The following is a 16,832-nucleotide window of genomic DNA, read 5'->3' on the forward strand; positions in this document are numbered from 1 at the left end:
GGTTTTCTCCAATCTCACATTCTACCAAAGAGGGGCGGATGGCTCATATTTTATGCCCCGGGGTGCCATCCCTTTTTACACAGTATATTGGACTCTACTTTCGGGAGATGGCGGCAAGTGGGACAAAAACATCTATCTAAACAACTGCGGGGCCGTCCTATTTCGTGGCGGTTTCGATTATTTTTTCGCTCTAAAATTTATACAAGCTAGTATTTGGTTTAATGATATAAGAATATTTGAAATTAAATTACAAGTAAATATATTAATACTTGAAAAAATGTGGTATGATTGGAATACGGTTTTTGATTTACTTTTGAAGTAACTGTGGATCAAAAACCGAAATTCCGTGGGAAGAGATGATAAGGGTGTTTAAAAAGACTGCTCTAGGTGTTGTATCTGGTCTAACTATTGCTATGGTAACAGGTGCTCCAGTGTTTGCAGCAACACAGACTTCACAGGCAACTATTCTAGTTAGCACTACTACGAGTAGCTCGACGCAAAGTTTTGTGCCATCTCAAGCTGCACAGGACTTTTTGGGGAAAATGATTAGTAGCGGCTTAATAAACGAGTTTTCTTTTGACCAAAATGGAAAGTTAACATTAAATGATTCAATCAGTGACCTTGCATCGAAGTATAATTTAAACAGCTCAGATGTGGCTAATCTTCAAGCTATAATAAATGCCGCACAGAGCTACGGTAGTGAGTCTACTTCGTCTTCAAAGACGGGCATACAGCCGCAGTTAAGTTACAGTGGTGGGACAGTTTACTTTAGTCACGACGACGTAGATGCTTACTTATTTGCGGCAGCTTCTGTCGGGCCTGCTGCACTCATGGCGGCACTCGATGCACTTGCAACACTTACTGGCGGCCCAGTAGGGGCAGGCTTATCGCTTATTTTAGATGTTTTAGGAGCATCTTCCTTGGCTGGTTTCACTTACATGTGTGTCCAGGCGGAATATAATGGTCAAGGAGTGTATATCGGGCTAACTTGGAACGGGGTGTTCCCAAACATTTCGTACGGATTCTGGAAATAACATTTATCCTCCCGTTTCATGTTTATTGCAGGCGTGGTGTCTTTATGGATACCATGCCTGTGATGACCCACGGTTTCACTTTGTGATATTATGGATTCCGAAACTACTACACGGTAGGAGTTGTTAAAGAGTGAATAAGGAAAAAGTAATGAAGATTGCCCACTTTAGCTATGTCGGCATTTTTACTGCAATGTTTGGATACACGTTACTACCTAAACTACCGTACCTTTGGCTCGCAATCGCTTTAGTAGGCGGCGTGCTATTAGCGGTTAAGAATAATTTTCTGAAAACCGCTCATTCGAGGAATAAAATTAGAATGTTGGACATCGTGATAGTTCTTGGCCTGATTGTGATGATTTTTCTTGCTCCTATGCCTGCGATTATAAAAGAAGTAATCATTTTGATTGTGGCATTTTTCTACTACGTGTATTGTTACAAAATTATGCTCAAAGAATTGAGCGACGAGTGATCCTGACGCTCCTATTAAAAATCCTTCAAAATAATCCTACCAATTATGAAGTATCTCACTGTGCTCAAAATCCATTTCTGTAAGCTACCGAGATGAACAAGTGCTTTTCCATGTGGAGTAGGAGATATTAAAGCCGTTTAGATGCGATTCCTTCACGGAATAAGACAGTGACCAGTGCGTAATAGGTGTTTCCAATGCTTTACATGTAAACTGCGACGTTTTTATACTAGCTGTAACGGACATTAGTCAAAGATAAGGGGCGGGCCGAGTATTCAGCTCGTTTTTTCCGATTAGCAAGATTAAATCGTGTAGCGGGTGGAGATATAATAAATGTGCGATGTACCATTTTGGAGGGGCTGTGTGCATTTATAGGCAGGGCGAGAAATCCGTGATATACTGCGGATTACCGCTCCATCTCCATACATTCGCAGTACAGCATATATAGGTGAGCAACTGGGCGGCTTGGCAAATCGCGAAGGCACTTGGAATATCCCCGCAGGAACAACTCGCGCGCTTTGAACGGATCCAACCGATGTACAACTTAGTCAAACGACCCGCTCAAGGGCGTTTGGTGGATGAAGCAAGATACATAGCTCGGTATCGTGATGAGATGAATTTTGTCGTGGCGGACCGTTTTGTGGCGTATGCCGAAAAGCATGGAATCAACCCGGCGACGCTGGCCGTCGCTTGGGTGATGTCGCATCCCGCGGTAACAGCGCCGATTATCGGGGCACGAACCGTAGCGCAACTGGAGGATTCGCTCGCTGCCGTCGATGTGGGTATGACCCCAGCATGGCGTGATGAAATCTCTGCACTCTCTGTCGAGCCCGCGCCTGCGACAGACCGTGGCGAAACGCTCTTGCCGAATTGGAATTAATTCCACGTTCATGGATGACGGGCTAGTGTCCTTCGCACCGATAGTGTACCCCAACTGACTTTTCCGTATCTGACGAGAGATGGCAATTGTTCGCGCCCCAATATAGTCCAACTGGACCACTCTAAACTATCCTTTCGGTGCATGTGCAAAAAAGCCGTCGATGTAACAATACAGACATCAGCAGCACACAGGGGTGACGAGTATGAAAAGAATTGCACTGCTCACCAGTGGCGGGGACGCGCCAGGCATGAACGCAGCGATTCGCGCAGTTGTGCGTACGGCATATCACTTCGATTGTGAAGTGCTGGGCATTCGACATGGCTATCAAGGATTGCTTCAAGACGACATCATTCCACTAACTCCAAGCTCCGTGGGTGACATTATACAGCGCGGTGGGACGATTCTTTTGACGGCCAGGTGTGATGCGTTCAAGACGGATGAGGGATTGGCACAAGGCGTTGCCACCTTGCGGCGAGAAGGCGTGGAAGGGCTGGTGGTCATTGGCGGGGACGGATCGTTTAGAGGTGCTTGTGCCCTCGCACAACATGGCATTCGCACGATTGGTATTCCCGGCACGATAGACAATGACATTCCTGGTACGGATGAGACCGTGGGATTTGACACGGCATTGAATACGGCCGTGGAGGCCATTGATAGGATTCGAGATACCGCAAGTTCGCACGACCGGACCTATGTTGTCGAAGTGATGGGCCATCACTCAGGTGCGATTGCACTTGCCGTAGGAATGGCGGCAGGGGCCGCATCCATCATGATTCCAGAAGAGGAACCGAACTTGGAGCGGGTCTTGCGTCAATTAAATCAAGCCGCAGCGAGAGGAAAGAAACATCCGATTGTCTTGGTGGCCGAAGGTGCGGCGCATGCGATGGAGGTCGGGGAATTTTTGAAAGATCACATCGCATATGAAGTGCGCGTGACGGTGCTTGGACATATCCAACGTGGAGGTGCACCGTCGGCTCGGGATCGGATTTTAGGGAGCCTGTACGGAACACAAGCCGTTCACCTGCTCTTGGAAGGTTGTACCAACCAGATGGTCGGTATGCGATGTGGCCGGGTGGAGGCAACCAGTTTTGATCAGGTGCTCAGTAGTGTGCATCAAACCAATCTATCACTTCACACGATTGCCGATATCCTTGCAGTCTGACGTTCGTAAGGGGGAAGTACGATGAATGTGTTGATGGTCGTTGACGAACTTGCTGATGTGGATGCCTTGAAAGCGTTGAAACCGTATTTCGATCCGGTCGAAGACTTGCAACTGACGGTACTGTACATCACGGATGATAAAAGTTGTATACAATTGGGCACCGACGAGCACCCACACTTTGTATTGCCAGATGCGGAACTCATCTATCGAGATGAAATCGAAGATCGGGTATTGCGGACGTTTCGCCCGTGGCACGAACGGGTGCATTTTCGGCACGAAATCGGCGGCGACGACGTGGAAATCCTCAGGCGAGTCATCCGGGAGGCGTCTATCGACCTGATAGCACTGAATCCAAGACAGCACACGGACGACGCATACAACGGACTTCCTCTTCGGAAGATTGTGTTACGTGGTGACGAACAACCGGTTTCGATAGCGGACGCCGTGAGAACTTGAGCTCGCTCTGTTGCGGGGGATGGATGGATTCGCTTGTTTCATAATCACGCGGTTTGCAGGAGATTGCTTCGGCGAGGAGAGGTTATATGTTTGTACCGGTTGGTGTGTCAGGTCGCCATATTCATTTGACGCAGCAAGATGCGGACGCGTTATTTGGCAAGGGATACGTGTTTGAGAAATTTAGGGCATTGAGGCAACCTGGACAGTTCGCGTGTGCAGAAACGGTGACCTTGCGTGGGCCGAAGGGCGATATTACACATGTTCGCGTATTAGGTCCCGTTCGCGCATATTCGCAAGTTGAAATCTCCAAAACAGATGCACGCGTGCTTGGTGTCACCCCGCCGGTGCGTGATTCGGGCGATATCGAGGGGACACCGGGTATTGAGGTCATTGGGCCACATGGGTCTATCTGTTTAGAAAGCGGGGTTATTCTCGCCCATCGACATATCCACCTGCATCCTACGGATGCCATGCAACTGGGCGTGAAGGATAAGGAATTCGTCGCCGTAGAGACAACGGGTGAACGGCAGGTCATCTTGGAGAAGGTGCTTTGTCGGGTCAGCCCAGATTATCGTTTGGAATTTCACGTCGATACAGATGAAGCAAATGCGTCCGGGTTGTCAAATGGTGATACGGTAAAAGTGATTCAAGTGGACGCCGTCCACGAAATTCTGACGTTCATTCCAGAAACCGTACTCGTGCTCAACTGTGGAAGCAGTTCGGTCAAATATAAGCTGTATGCTATGCCTATCGAACAAATAATTGCGAAGGGCAATATTCCACGAACACCGGATCACCCGTTGGAAACGACCTTAGCCGACATTTTCCAGCAGGTTGGCAATGACGTCGACTTGGTCGCCCATCGGATTGTTCATGGTGCAGATTTGTTTTCGGCATCGATACGAATCACGGATGACGTTTTTCAGCAGATTCAAAGCATTTCTCACCTAGCTCCACTCCACAACCCTGTAAATCTGGAGGGGGTGGAAGTCGCAAGGCGGTTTTATCCGGACATTCCTCACGTGGCGGTATTTGATACGAGTTTTCATCAGACGATGCCGCCGGAGTCGTTTTTATATCCCATTCCATATGCGTACTATGAAAAACACAAGATTCGTAAGTATGGATTTCACGGCAGCAGTCATCGTTACGTGTTGGAACGCGCAGTTCAAATGCTCGATGCACCGAAAAATAGGCTGCGCCTGATTAGTTGTCACATTGGCAACGGCGTCAGTGTCACCGCGATTCGCAATGGGCAGTCCTACAATACGTCGATGGGATTGACGCCCTTGGCTGGCGTCGCGATGGGAACCAGAAGTGGGAATATCGATCCCGCTATCATCCCGTTTCTCGAACGTCTCGAGGGGATGACGACCAATGACGTGATCGACATTTTAAATCACCAGAGTGGCTTGTTGGGCATTTCCGGCATTAGCAATGACGTTCGCGTGCTGTTGGAACACGAGCAGCAGGGAGACGAGCGGGCTCGTCTGGCACTAGATCTGTTTATTTCGAAAATCCACAATTACATCGGCGCGAGCCTGGCGAAACTCAATGGTGCTGATGGCCTCATCTTTACGGCAGGGATTGGCGAGAATAGCCCGGAAATTCGCGAGAAAATCTGTTTGGGATTAGAGTACGCGGGTATTTACCTAGACAATCAGGCCAACTGGGAAGGGTCGGGGGAGCGGGTCATTTCGAGCCCGTATTCACCCATTAAGGTGATGGTGATTCCGACGAACGAGGAACTGATCATGGCGCGCGACGGCTATTGGCTGTCTCTCGAAAAAGCTGGGGTAACTGGTTGAGGTTGAAGGGTAGGGTACCGCGAAACTTGCGCATGGGGTTGGGATGACATAAGCCCAACCCCAATTTGCATGATACTTTTTCACATGTGGCGATGCATTCAAGAAATAGTCCAAATGGACTATATACAATTAGTCCGCCTATATCTCGCTATCGTTTGTGGGCGGAGTTAGGATGAAATTAACCTAAAACTAAAATAAGATCACTTCAGCATCCAGAAAGCTGGTATTACAAGATATGAAACGGCTATTGGAATACCTCATCTCAGGGGGTGGTCGTTTGGATAAGCGGGTCATGTTGTTTACGGTCCGACATGAAAATTTAATGGTGGCGATTGCAATCGCTGGCCTTGCGGTGTGGGGTGGGATGACGGGACATCCTGCGTTTATCTTCGGACTCGCATTGGTTGGCGCGACAGCGTATTTTGCCGGCGTCATCATTGCAGTTTGCATGGCGTTCTTATTGATGGGATTAGATTTGTTTTTGGGACATATATCTTTCGAGTCGTCGAGTGTTGTGATATTGCAGTTGATAGGTTACTGTTCTGTCGCACATCTGGGATATAAGCACAAGACGTTACGAGCGGAGCAACGAACGCTCAAAAAAGGCCATCAGGTGCCCTGGGCAGTCATTAACGAAGTTCGAACGTCCTTGTCCGCCATTCGATTTCTTCTATTTCCTCTGCAAGGCGATGACACGTCAAACGAGGAATTGAAGAAGGCGACTAGTGAGCTTTCACGCCTTGAGAAGATATTTCAGGACATTGAACGAGAAAATCACGAACACCCGCGGACATAAGGGGTTGGAAGCTGAGCTGATTTGACTAGTCTGTTTGGATATCACAAATTAGTTTCTTTGTGTCTGATGCGCATCGCCGAAGAACAAGATAATGAAGCCATCGAAGGAAGCGTAGCAATCGCGTGCGCTTCTTAGGAGGCAAGGACGATGGTCAAATTTCTTCGTGAAAACCCGTATGCGAGATTGGTTCTGACGGCACTGCGAATCTGGATTGGTGTGGAGTGGGTACGAGCGTCCTTGGAGAAGGTGGGTTCTGCGGTTTGGACGGGAAGTCAGGCAGGTGTAGGTGTTTCTGAATTCCTACGTGGGGCGATTGCACAAAGTACGGGTGCGCATCCAATGGTACAGGGATGGTATGCAGACTTTATCCGCGACGTTGCACTGCCACACGCGAAAATTTTCAGTCTGGTTGTGAGTTTCGGCGAACTGTTGGTAGGCGTTGCGTTGGTGATTGGTTGCTTTACGACGTTTGCTGCTCTGATGGGTGTATGTATGAACATGGCTTATTTGTTGGCAGGCACGTCGAGCACGAATCCGAACATGCTGATATGGGAGATGCTTTTGCTGATAGCTGGGTATAACGCAGCTTATCTTGGCCTCGACTATTTCATAATTCCATGGGTTCGGAGACGTTTTCACCGCTCGCAAACTATTTTGAACAACAATTCCGGACAGAATCCTAAGCTGTTTGCCTGAAGCTGGCGGTACAAAACACACCAGAAAAAGTGGATGTATTGAATCACACGGTAAGATGACTGCCTCATTTCGAGGCAGTCATCTTGCCTAATCACCCATTACGTATGTGATTCTGCCTTGCGCAGGAGATAAAATAGCCAAACCCATACGGATTGAACCATGAGGTAAATGACGAACGAGACGTTTATCGAGTAACCGTGGTTATAGTGATAAATACCGAATCTTTTCGCGACCCATTCCATAGAGGTGGAAAGAAGCGCCCAACAGAGAATGTAAATGGGGCTAAATTTGGCCCTGATGTGTAGAAAGTCATACAGGTAGAAAAATAGATAGCTGACAGGGCCGTACATCAGGTACGACAAAAAGTCGATGAACTCAAACTCGGACCTGTCATTGACGTCGTAAAAACTGATGGGGATCACGCTGAGGACGTGATCGAACAAAAATCCAAATGTGACGCCGCACATGAAAAACAAAGTGGACAGCTTCCACGAGAAGCGGCGTGGTAGAAAATATACGACGACGCTCCCCAAACAAACGGCCAATAAAACTGCCCACTCATTGGTGTTCAACTGCGCGTCATACACGGTCAGACGAATCATCTCTGCTCAAACCACTCTCATTAAAATTTCGATACCACCAGACCAAGTACCACGATACGCTGATAAATCCAAAGTACATTACGAGGGTACTGCCTAGATGCATCACGAATGAGTGATGATAGGTGATAATGTTGAAAAAGTCGAGTATCCAGTCGAAAGCAGCCAACCCAATCCACAGGCATGTGGCAAAAAACCATCTTGGTTTTTTGCCTTCTGAGCGCTGTAACGCATCCACGGCTATCATGATGAGAACTGGGATGGTGACGATGCGGACGATGATGGTTGAAAATGCAATCATGGGGGTCCGCTGGATAGTTACATAGTGCAGGTTAACGTCGAAAACAGTAAAGGTCGCCGTCGTGAGAATGAGAATGACACAGTACAGAAAAGCGAAATCCAAGACAGATAATCTCTTTGGTAAAAGCGAAAACAGAATGACAGATGACCAGGCAAACAAAGCAGAGAGGGGTAGTTGTATTTGCATTTGGCCGTTCCTTCCACTGAAATACTTGGGTAACACCTTATTATGTTGTACCGAGGACGTCATACTTACACCTCGATCCATTACAGAATTCGACAGATTTCTGCCGTTTTCGGCATGTTGAGTCGTTTGTCGATGCTCGGGCAGATTTATCTTGCGTCCATTTCATTTAATATAGTAGAATACAGATTGTAAGTAACCAACTAGACATATTGTGGATGCGGAGGAAAGCACGAAAATGGCAAATACACAGGAATTGCTCACGGCGCTTCGGGAACGGCGTTCAATTTACGGAATTAGCAAGGAGTCACCTATCTCCGATGAGCGTATTCAAGAAATTATTGAAGAGGCTCTCAAGCACACGCCGTCTGCGTTTAATTCGCAGAGCACGCGTATTGTGGTGCTGTTGGGCGAGCAACACGACAAACTGTGGAACATCACGACAGACGTGCTGAAGGCGATTGTACCGGCTGACCAGTTCGCATCTACGCAACAACGTATGGATGGCTTCCGCGCCGGTTACGGTACGGTTCTCTTCTTTGAAGATATGACGGTCGTTGAGGATTTGCAAAAGCAATTCCCACTGTACCAAGACAACTTCCCAGTGTGGGCGGAACACACCAATGCGATGCATCAGCTCGTCATTTGGATGGCACTTCAAGCGGAAGGGCTTGGCGCGAATTTGCAGCACTATAACCCACTCATTGACGAGCGCGTCAAGACCGAGTGGGCGTTACCAGAGAGCTGGAAACTGGTTGCCCAAATGCCGTTTGGTAAAATTGTTGCACCGGCGGGAGAGAAAACGTTTAAACCTGTGGCAGATAGGCTGAAGGTATTCAAGTAAACCATTTCACAGGCAAGCTCGATAAGAATGTAGCGCACGTCTTTTCTGCGCGCATTCGGGTATAATTGAAAAGAACAGATAACATAAGGGCGGTCATTGGACCGCCCTTATGCCGTTACGCAGTTGTCCATCTCCATAAAATCTCCATCTGACATGCATATTTCCGCTCTATAATCGTAACGTGGGCAGGTAGGCGTTGATTGAAGACAGAGACAGAATTTGTGGTTGGGGAGATGTTCAGACATTGATCGAGACGGAAGTCGAACAGTCGACATCCTTTGTCCGGCGTGTCGTATACGGGGCTTGCATCGGATGTGGCTGTTTTTTGGCTGCATTGTTGATTGGCATTCTCGAGGGGAAATTGCTTTCCACGATTTCGCTGATTGGCACCTCTATTGTGTTTGAAGCGCAACCCGCTGCGCTCGCCAGTATTCCGCTTCGATTTCATCCGCTCTCCGGGGCGCTCATCAGCATTCTGGCCAACTTGATTTCGATTCCCCTGATGGTATTGACGTTTAACGAAATCATGGAGCGCTGGAAATGGGTTAAACGCAAATTGCAAAAGGCTGAGAAGTGGTCTAGCAAGTACGGAAAGTACGGTGTGTGGATACTGACGCTGTTATCGCCTTTACTCGGTGCTTATGTGTCAATTGCGGTTGGTTTCGCCATGCGCTGGGATGTGCGCCTCGTCTTGACGAGTGTGTTGATTGGGATGATTGGCTCATCTTTTTTAATCGCCTACGGTGGTGAATCTGTCGCCCATTTATTTGGGGTTCACACGTGATGTTCACGTATTCTAACAAACAGGTGATTGGATGGCTCAACATATCTTGGTGGTAGACGACGAACCGAAAGTGCTTGATATCATCCGGCCGTTTTTAGAGCAAGAGGGTTTTACTGTCAGCACGGCCACGGATGGCAATATGGCGATGGAGATGGTGAATGAAAGGCAGCCGGATCTTATCTTGCTGGACTGGATGTTGCCTGGTAAAAGCGGGATTGACGTCTGCAGGCAACTGCGGTTGACGTCCAATACGCCGATTATTATGGTGACTGCGCGAACGGAGGAGGCCGATAGGGTGTTGGGCTTGGAAATCGGCGCTGATGACTATATTGTCAAGCCGTTTAGCCTCCGTGAATTGGTGGCGAGAGTGCGTTCTGTGTTGCGGCGGACGCAGGACGCCTCCATCAGCCAATCCGTCTACGTCCGCGGGACGTTGAAAATTGATGAATCCAAATTTAAGGTGTGGAAAGGTCAACAGGAAATCTCGTTGACCCCAGCGGAGTTTCAAATTTTAGTCACCTTGGCGGCAAAGCCAGGTGTCGTATACAGTCGATTGCAGTTGTTGCACGCTGTCATGGGTGACGCGTACATGAACTACGAGCGTACAATCGACAGCCATATCAGCCATTTGCGTAAGAAATTGGAGGATAATCCGGCGGATCCGAGGTTTATTCAAACGGTATATGGGATGGGCTACCGATTTGGTGATAACTTGTGAAAATATCTGTTACGCGCAAGTTATTTGCGATTATTGCCGCACTCATCATCTGTATGTCTGGTGCGTTTTTCGTGTTGGCCCACGAGGATTTGGAGCGCTTGTTTCAATCATACGCTTCCCAGGCGAGTGAGCGGAATGCCGTTCAATGGGCGGATTTAGTGAGTTACTTTTATGAATCCGAGGGGCACTCGTGGAAACAGGTGAGTACAGACTTAACGGATGTATTGGCACATGCGAGAGCGAGGCAGGATTTGCCCGAGCAGTTGGTCGTTGTCAATCACAAGGGGCAGTCGGTCGTCGAAATTGGAACGCCGCTGGGGCAGCACGATACGAATTTGGATGCCACGATTCCGATTATCGACGACGGACGGCAAATCGCCACGATGCATATTTATGGCCTTGGGCTTGAAGGGCTTTATCAAATTGAGAAGACGGTACTCCATGCGATGACACTCGCCTTGATGTGGGGTGTCATTATTGCCGCTGTGCTGGCATTGCTGACGGGCGCCTTGATGGCGCGTCGCATGACCCGACCTTTAAAACAGATATTAAAGGCAATTAAACAAATTACGGCAGGGGATTTGACCACCCAGATACCCGTTGTCACAGCGGACGAATTTGGTGAGGTAGCTAGTGCATTTAACCAGATGACGCAACAGTTATACGCCACCGAGGAAGCCCGCAGACACCTAGTTGCGGATGTGGCCCATGAGCTGCGCATTCCACTGACGATTATGCAGGGACAGTTGGAACTCGTGCAGCAAGGTTTCAGGACTGTGAAACCCCAAGATTTATTGCCGCTGCACGACGAAGTCATTCGCCTGTCGCGGCTGGTTCAGGATTTGCACCATTTGTCGCTGGCGGAGGTCGGTAAGCTTGAGTTGCATAAAGAGCAAGTGGATATGGCGATGTTTCTCCGCAGAATTGTCGATAACTTTGAAGTCGAGGCGATAGATCACGATATTCAGCTGACACTGCGCGTCGCGGAATCGGCGAATGTGTGGGCTAATGTCGATCCCGACCGCATGACACAGGTTTGCGTCAACTTGTTGGGGAACGCTTTGCGCTATACTCCGGATGGTGGGCGTATTGACGTTGTTGTATCCAACGAAGCCGATATGTTGCTTTTGGCGTTTTCCGATACTGGACCAGGAATTGATGCTGACCATTTGCCGTTTTTATTTGACAGATTTTACCGAGGCGATGAAGATCGCTCTCGACAGACTGGTGGGACGGGTCTTGGTTTGGCTATCGCGAAGGAGTTTGTCGAGGCGCACGACGGCGCCATTCGCGTAGAGAGCACGCCGGGTACTGGGACAACCTTTACGGTGTCTTTACCACTTGTCGTGGGGGATGCGGGCGCGTATGCCGGACATCTTAGGAGATAAACGGCATGTGACCAAACAATTTGGTCATCATGGGCCCGACAAATGGAATCTCCTGTAATGTGCCCAAGGGAACAACCCGCATGTATAAAATGCAAAAGAGGTACACTAGACCACCAATGACGAGGCTAAATGTCACCTGCAACAGTGGTGAGGTGGCGGCGAACGTCGTTTGAATCTGATGAATTGGAATGGCGGCTAGGCCTGTGGCAATCACCATTTTCGCTAAACGTGTAAAATTCATCGACATCGAGACCAAGTCTCGCAAGAAGTAGAGACTTAAGAATGTGGCGACGATACCGCTGATGGCAATCGACGTCGCCACGCCAAAGATCCCCTGTCCAGCTTGCCCGACGAAATAGTAGATACAGCCCATGCGAATCCCACTGGTCAATAGGGTGACGACAGTTGACAGCGCGGCTTTGTTCAATCCTTGAAGAATTGCGGAGAGCGGCTCGAAAATGTAGATAAATACCACAGTGGGCGCAAGGTACACCAGGAGTGCGCCCGCTAGATGGTTTTTGTAGAGGGAATGGGCGAGATCGTGTCCAGACAAGATGAAGAATACGGTCGCTGGCAAAGCAATCATGAATGTCGCTTGAATTACCTGATTCAAACGGTAACTGACTAGCCGTGTGTCGTGCATTGCAGCTGCCTCCGATACGGCAGGAATCACGGCCGACGAAATGGATGATGACAACACGGTCGGCAGAAATAAGAGTTCTGCGGCCATGCCGAATGACCCATATAGGGCAGTCGCTTGTGCTCGGGCAATGCCGACATGGGCGAACGCGATGTAAATCATCACGGGTTCAGACGCGTAGGCGACAATGCCGCAGAGATTGGTCAGCGTCGTTGGCAGCGCGACTTCTACAAGGTCGTGAATCGTCTTTTTAATGTGCCGCGCGCGCGGTAATTCGGCTGGTGTGTTGGTCATAAAATGTCGATCACGTCCAAAGAAACGCCAGAGCATATACGCATAGCCCGCACATTCACCAATCCCGGCTCCAATCATGATGGCAAGCGCCCCGTATTCAATTCCGTGTGGATTGAGCAGCACGACCAGTGGTATGGTCACTGTGGTTCGTACGGCGGTTTCAAGAATCCAAGCAGCCGCAGGGGGGCCTTGATTCTGTGTCCCCATGTAGTAGCCGCTCATAATCGCGGAGAGACAGACCACCGGGATGCGCAAAATTGCGCCAATCAGTGGCAGAAATCCGAGTGGATCTAACCACCGGGCACTAATAGCCGGGGCCAGTGCGATGGCGGTCAGGCAAACGCTCACGGATAACAGAATTACCGTGATATGGGCTATCCACAGCGCACGTTTGACCGCAGCAATGTTCCCGAGTGCCAAGTTCTCGGCAATCACCTTGGACAGTGCCGCGGGTAAAGCGAGTGTGGAAATCGTCAGCAACATGAAGAAGATGGGGTGGATGGTTTGGAACAAACCAAATCCCTGCGCGCCGAGTTTGCGGGCGACTACCACCTGAATCATCATGCCCATGATCTTCGTCGTCGCTCCAGCTCCAGCGAGGATCACGGCTCCTTGTAGAAATGATTGTTTAGCCATAAAGGACTCCTCATGTAGGTAAGGACTTGACATCTATAGGTATGTCCTAAAATGCTTTCACATGCGCCCAGTTGGTAAACAAGCTGCAAACGGCTAAACTACATAGGCATATCATTTCTTGGCCGGGGAGGCACAGACAACATGAAAATGGAAGGAAATACCATATTGATTACGGGTGGCGCGTCGGGGATTGGCCTGGCGTTTGCTGAGCGGTTTCTCGAAGCGGGCAATGACGTGATTATCTGCGGGCGCCGCGAAGATAAACTGCAAGCGGCAAAACAAAAATATCCGGCGTTGCACACGCGGGTTTGTGATGTCTCTAAGCCGGCTGAGCGGGAAGCGTTGTATACCTATGTGACCAGTGAGTTTCCAGCGTTAAATGTCCTCGTCAACAACGCGGGTATTCAGCAGCGCGTGGATGTGCTGTGTGCCACACGGGATTGGAATGACTACCGTCAGGAAATTGCCGCGAATTTGGAAGGACCCATTCACTTGACATTGCTGTTTATGCCGCACTTAAGGTCTCGCGAGTCCGCTGCTGTCGTCAATGTCTCTTCAGGTTTGGCTATTACGCCTGCTGCTTGGGCCCCCATTTATAGTGCCACAAAAGCTGGCCTGCATGCCTTTTCGATGACGCTTCGGCTACAGTTAGCAGATACGAACGTCGAAGTTATCGAGATTTTGCCACCAGCGGTCAACACAGATTTGGGCGGGGTCGGCTTACACACGTTTGGCGCGCCATTAGACGCCTTTGCCGATGGCGTATTTGCCGGATTGCGGTCTGGGAAATCGGAAATTGGCTTTGGCGGGACACAAGAGCGGTTGCAATTCACAAAGTCCGAGGTGGATGAGGCGATGAGAGCGATGTGGCTCAACTTTCTGCACAATAACCCCGAGTTTCGCAAAGACGTGTGATTGCACTGGTCGTTGATTGGCTCCTTTTGGATGGTTGACGTGTAGTGGGCGAGGCGATAACAGGAAAAAGGTTTTGTGTCGCCGAAACAATCTGTTATGGCCCTTGGGCCTGGAACTTGTTGTGGCGAGGACGTGTGAAAAGATGATTGTCATTCATTTGATATATTATCTGATATTTGCTGTCGACTTGCTCACCGCTTTTACAATTATTTTTCTCGAACGACAAAATGCGGCGGTCACATGGGCCTGGCTCATGGTTTTGTTGTTTATCCCGATTATCGGGTTTTTATTGTATGTGTTTTTGGGACCGCATCTTGGACGCATTCGCGTATATAAAGTCAAGCGCCACAATCGACTGTTGATTGAGGGATTGGCGGCTTACCAGAAAGCTCGTCTTGAGACGGGGCAAGTGGTATACAAAGACCCGATGACGCATCACTATCGGGACTTAATCTACATGAATTTGGTTAGCAGTTACGGCTTCTTCACGCAAGATAACCAGATGCAGGTCTTTACAGAGGGTCACCAAAAGTTCACGGCTTTATTGAATGACATCCGAAATGCAAAGCATCACGTGCATTTGGAGTACTATATTTTGCGCAGTGACCATTTGGGCAAGCAGCTGTTAGACGCGTTGGTCGAAAAGGCAAAGTCTGGCGTGACGGTTCGATTACTATATGATGCGGTGGGGAGCACGTGGACGAGGAAGTCGTTTTTTCGACCGCTGGTCGAAGCTGGGGGCCAAGTTGCGGCGTTTTTCCCATCGCGAATCCCGTTTATGAATTTCCGAATGAATCACCGTAACCATCGAAAGCTCGCGATTATTGACGGCGTGTACGGATATATTGGCGGATTTAACATTGGCGATGAGTATCTTGGCCTCAACAAACGGTTTGGTGCGTGGCGCGACACGCATTTGCGGGTAGAAGGCAGTGCCGTGTTAGAGATGCAAGCGATGTTTTATCTGGATTGGAACTATGCTGCAAATGCCCCAATGCCCATTGACGCCAATTATTTTCGCGTGAAAGACTATACAGGTGACGTAGGGATGCAAATTATCTCCAGTGGCCCCAACAGTGAAGTTGAACAAATTCGCAACGCCTATATTAAAATGATTCATGCGGGTAAACATCATATTTATATTCAGACACCATACTTTGTGCCAGATGAAAGTCTCTTGACCGCGCTAAAAACTGCCGCATTGGCGGGTGTGGATGTTCGGATTATGTTGCCGTCGAAACCGGATCATAGAGTGGTTTATTGGGCGTCGAGATTTTACCTTGGGGAATTGCTCGCAGTGGGTGTAAAGTGTTATCTGTACAAGAAAGGCTTCCTGCATGCGAAGACCGTAGTGGTAGATGGCCATATTGCATCTGTCGGAACGGCCAATATCGATATTCGGAGTTTTAAATTGAACTTTGAAGCCAATGCAATGATTTATAGCACGAAGGCCGTGGCACAGTTGGAGCAGATTTTTGAGGAGGATTTGTCGTACTGCGAGGAGTTGACCATGGAACGCTATCGTGGTCGTTCTCGCGTCGAGAAGATTGCCGAGTCGTGTGCTCGCCTCGTGTCGCCGATTTTATAGAGCGAGCTGGGCGTTCAATCAGCCCAGCTCCGTTTCGTCAGTGATTGCGTGGGCCTAGTGAATGGTAAAGGCGATTTGGGTGCCCCCACCAATCAGCGGCGTCACGGTGGAGAACCCTGGTCGTAAATCGACAGTGATGGTCAGGTTGTCACCCGTTTTTGTCAGTTGGTAACTGGTTGCCCAATTTGCGTCAACGGGTGTGGTCACATCAATCGGATAATCACCATGTCCGACGTGCCTCAGTGTGACAATAAACTGCTTTCTATCCGACGTGATGTGCGGGTTTACATAAGTGTGTTGCATATCTCCATGAGTCAAGATGAAAGTGATTTGATTGTCCGCAAACTGGATTTGTTCCAGCGTGAGTTGTGGTGCAGACGAAGGTGCCGATGTGTTATTCGCCATTCCTGTCTTTGTTGTTCCTGTCGTTATTCTTGTCGATGAAGCATTCTGCGTTCGCAAGGTAATGTTTGTCGACTGGCTCGACCGATGGCTTGTCGGTTGGTGGTTTGTGGTTGCATTCTGGGTGGTACACCCAGATAGGGTGATGAAAGACAAACCGGTTGCCAATGCAATGCAACATAACATGGTTGGTTTCATGTTTTGACCTCCTGAACCACAGGCTGGGCGTGGCGCAATTGAAT

General features: G+C 49.0%; 20 protein-coding genes and 1 pseudogene. 17 read left to right on the top strand and 4 right to left on the bottom strand.

The window, feature by feature from the left end; genetic code table 11:
- From J3482_RS01415 to J3482_RS01455, 10 genes and pseudogenes are all read left to right on the top strand, one after another.
- On the top strand, nt 1-322 hold a 322-nt coding region (locus J3482_RS01415; RefSeq protein ID WP_206921971.1), incomplete at its 5' end, for a hypothetical protein.
- 43 nt (nt 323-365) lie between these two features.
- Nucleotides 366-1,034, top strand: coding sequence for a hypothetical protein (locus tag J3482_RS01420; protein WP_206921972.1), 669 nt, complete (start codon nt 366-368; stop codon nt 1,032-1,034).
- 130 nt (nt 1,035-1,164) lie between these two features.
- Nucleotides 1,165-1,503, top strand: coding sequence for a hypothetical protein (locus J3482_RS01425; RefSeq protein WP_206921973.1), 339 nt, complete (start codon nt 1,165-1,167; stop codon nt 1,501-1,503).
- A 445-nt stretch (nt 1,504-1,948) separates the two neighbouring features.
- Complete coding sequence (locus J3482_RS21455; protein ID WP_328702631.1) at nt 1,949-2,380, top strand: aldo/keto reductase; 432 nt, start codon at nt 1,949-1,951, stop codon at nt 2,378-2,380.
- A 202-nt stretch (nt 2,381-2,582) separates the two neighbouring features.
- A complete protein-coding gene (pfkA, locus tag J3482_RS01435) occupies nt 2,583-3,542 on the top strand; it encodes a 6-phosphofructokinase (protein ID WP_206921974.1) in 960 nt (319 codons plus the stop codon).
- Between the two features lie 21 nt (nt 3,543-3,563).
- Nucleotides 3,564-3,998 carry a hypothetical protein gene (locus J3482_RS01440; protein WP_206921975.1) on the top strand — a complete coding sequence of 145 codons (435 nt, stop codon included), beginning with the start codon at nt 3,564-3,566 and terminating at the stop codon, nt 3,996-3,998.
- 86 nt (nt 3,999-4,084) lie between these two features.
- Nucleotides 4,085-4,633, top strand: a pseudogene (locus tag J3482_RS20795) (phosphate propanoyltransferase); the annotation flags it as partial.
- A gap of 108 nt (nt 4,634-4,741) precedes the next feature.
- Nucleotides 4,742-5,806 carry an acetate/propionate family kinase gene (locus J3482_RS20800; protein WP_236017778.1) on the top strand — a complete coding sequence of 355 codons (1,065 nt, stop codon included), beginning with the start codon at nt 4,742-4,744 and terminating at the stop codon, nt 5,804-5,806.
- Between the two features lie 277 nt (nt 5,807-6,083).
- Nucleotides 6,084-6,602, top strand: a complete 519-nt coding sequence (locus J3482_RS01450; RefSeq protein WP_146822774.1) for a hypothetical protein — start codon at nt 6,084-6,086, stop codon at nt 6,600-6,602.
- A 147-nt stretch (nt 6,603-6,749) separates the two neighbouring features.
- Complete coding sequence (locus J3482_RS01455; RefSeq protein WP_146822772.1) at nt 6,750-7,298, top strand: DoxX family membrane protein; 549 nt, start codon at nt 6,750-6,752, stop codon at nt 7,296-7,298.
- Nucleotides 7,299-7,396: 98 nt separating this feature from the next.
- Here J3482_RS01455 and J3482_RS01460 read toward each other — a convergent pair whose 3' ends face one another.
- Both J3482_RS01460 and J3482_RS01465 read right to left on the bottom strand, forming a co-directional pair.
- Nucleotides 7,397-7,900, bottom strand: a complete 504-nt coding sequence (locus J3482_RS01460) for a hypothetical protein (protein WP_223204122.1) — start codon at nt 7,898-7,900, stop codon at nt 7,397-7,399.
- Nucleotides 7,878-8,384, bottom strand: coding sequence for a hypothetical protein (locus J3482_RS01465; RefSeq protein WP_146822770.1), 507 nt, complete (start codon nt 8,382-8,384; stop codon nt 7,878-7,880). Before J3482_RS01465 ends, J3482_RS01460 begins: the two co-directional genes overlap by 23 nt.
- A 235-nt stretch (nt 8,385-8,619) precedes the next feature.
- Between J3482_RS01465 and J3482_RS01470 the strand changes: the two genes are divergently transcribed.
- From J3482_RS01470 to J3482_RS21460, 4 genes are all read left to right on the top strand, one after another.
- Complete coding sequence (locus J3482_RS01470) at nt 8,620-9,225, top strand: nitroreductase family protein (protein WP_146822768.1); 606 nt, start codon at nt 8,620-8,622, stop codon at nt 9,223-9,225.
- Nucleotides 9,226-9,469: 244 nt separating this feature from the next.
- Entirely contained in the window at nt 9,470-10,009 is a 540-nt protein-coding gene (locus tag J3482_RS01475; protein ID WP_223204121.1) for a small multi-drug export protein, read from the top strand.
- A 31-nt stretch (nt 10,010-10,040) separates the two neighbouring features.
- Nucleotides 10,041-10,727 carry a response regulator gene (locus tag J3482_RS01480; protein WP_206921977.1) on the top strand — a complete coding sequence of 229 codons (687 nt, stop codon included), beginning with the start codon at nt 10,041-10,043 and terminating at the stop codon, nt 10,725-10,727.
- Nucleotides 10,724-12,115 carry a sensor histidine kinase gene (locus J3482_RS21460; protein WP_206915434.1) on the top strand — a complete coding sequence of 464 codons (1,392 nt, stop codon included), beginning with the start codon at nt 10,724-10,726 and terminating at the stop codon, nt 12,113-12,115. The genes J3482_RS01480 and J3482_RS21460 overlap by 4 nt, the downstream gene beginning before the upstream one ends.
- On the opposite strand, the gene J3482_RS01490 is transcribed toward J3482_RS21460, so the two are convergent.
- Nucleotides 12,105-13,685, bottom strand: coding sequence for a putative polysaccharide biosynthesis protein (locus J3482_RS01490; protein ID WP_188332222.1), 1,581 nt, complete (start codon nt 13,683-13,685; stop codon nt 12,105-12,107). The two genes, J3482_RS21460 and J3482_RS01490, sit on opposite strands and share 11 nt — an antisense overlap.
- Nucleotides 13,686-13,826: 141 nt before the next feature.
- Here J3482_RS01490 and J3482_RS01495 point away from each other — a divergent pair, with 141 nt between their 5' ends.
- Both J3482_RS01495 and cls read left to right on the top strand, forming a co-directional pair.
- Nucleotides 13,827-14,600, top strand: coding sequence for an SDR family oxidoreductase (locus J3482_RS01495; RefSeq protein ID WP_146822760.1), 774 nt, complete (start codon nt 13,827-13,829; stop codon nt 14,598-14,600).
- Nucleotides 14,601-14,742: 142 nt separating this feature from the next.
- Nucleotides 14,743-16,188 (top strand): cardiolipin synthase, encoded by a 1,446-nt coding sequence (gene cls / locus J3482_RS01500; RefSeq protein WP_146822758.1) that lies wholly within the window; start codon nt 14,743-14,745, stop codon nt 16,186-16,188.
- Nucleotides 16,189-16,242: 54 nt separating this feature from the next.
- Here cls and J3482_RS01505 read toward each other — a convergent pair whose 3' ends face one another.
- On the bottom strand, nt 16,243-16,491 hold the full coding sequence (locus tag J3482_RS01505) for a hypothetical protein (RefSeq protein WP_146822756.1): 249 nt from the start codon (nt 16,489-16,491) through the stop codon (nt 16,243-16,245).
- A 58-nt stretch (nt 16,492-16,549) separates the two neighbouring features.
- Between J3482_RS01505 and J3482_RS01510 the strand changes: the two genes are divergently transcribed.
- Complete coding sequence (locus tag J3482_RS01510; RefSeq protein ID WP_146822754.1) at nt 16,550-16,795, top strand: hypothetical protein; 246 nt, start codon at nt 16,550-16,552, stop codon at nt 16,793-16,795.
- The last annotated feature ends 37 nt before the right edge of the window (nt 16,796-16,832 follow it).

This window comes from Alicyclobacillus suci (assembly GCF_017329615.1).
GTDB lineage: Bacteria > Bacillota > Bacilli > Alicyclobacillales > Alicyclobacillaceae > Alicyclobacillus > Alicyclobacillus suci.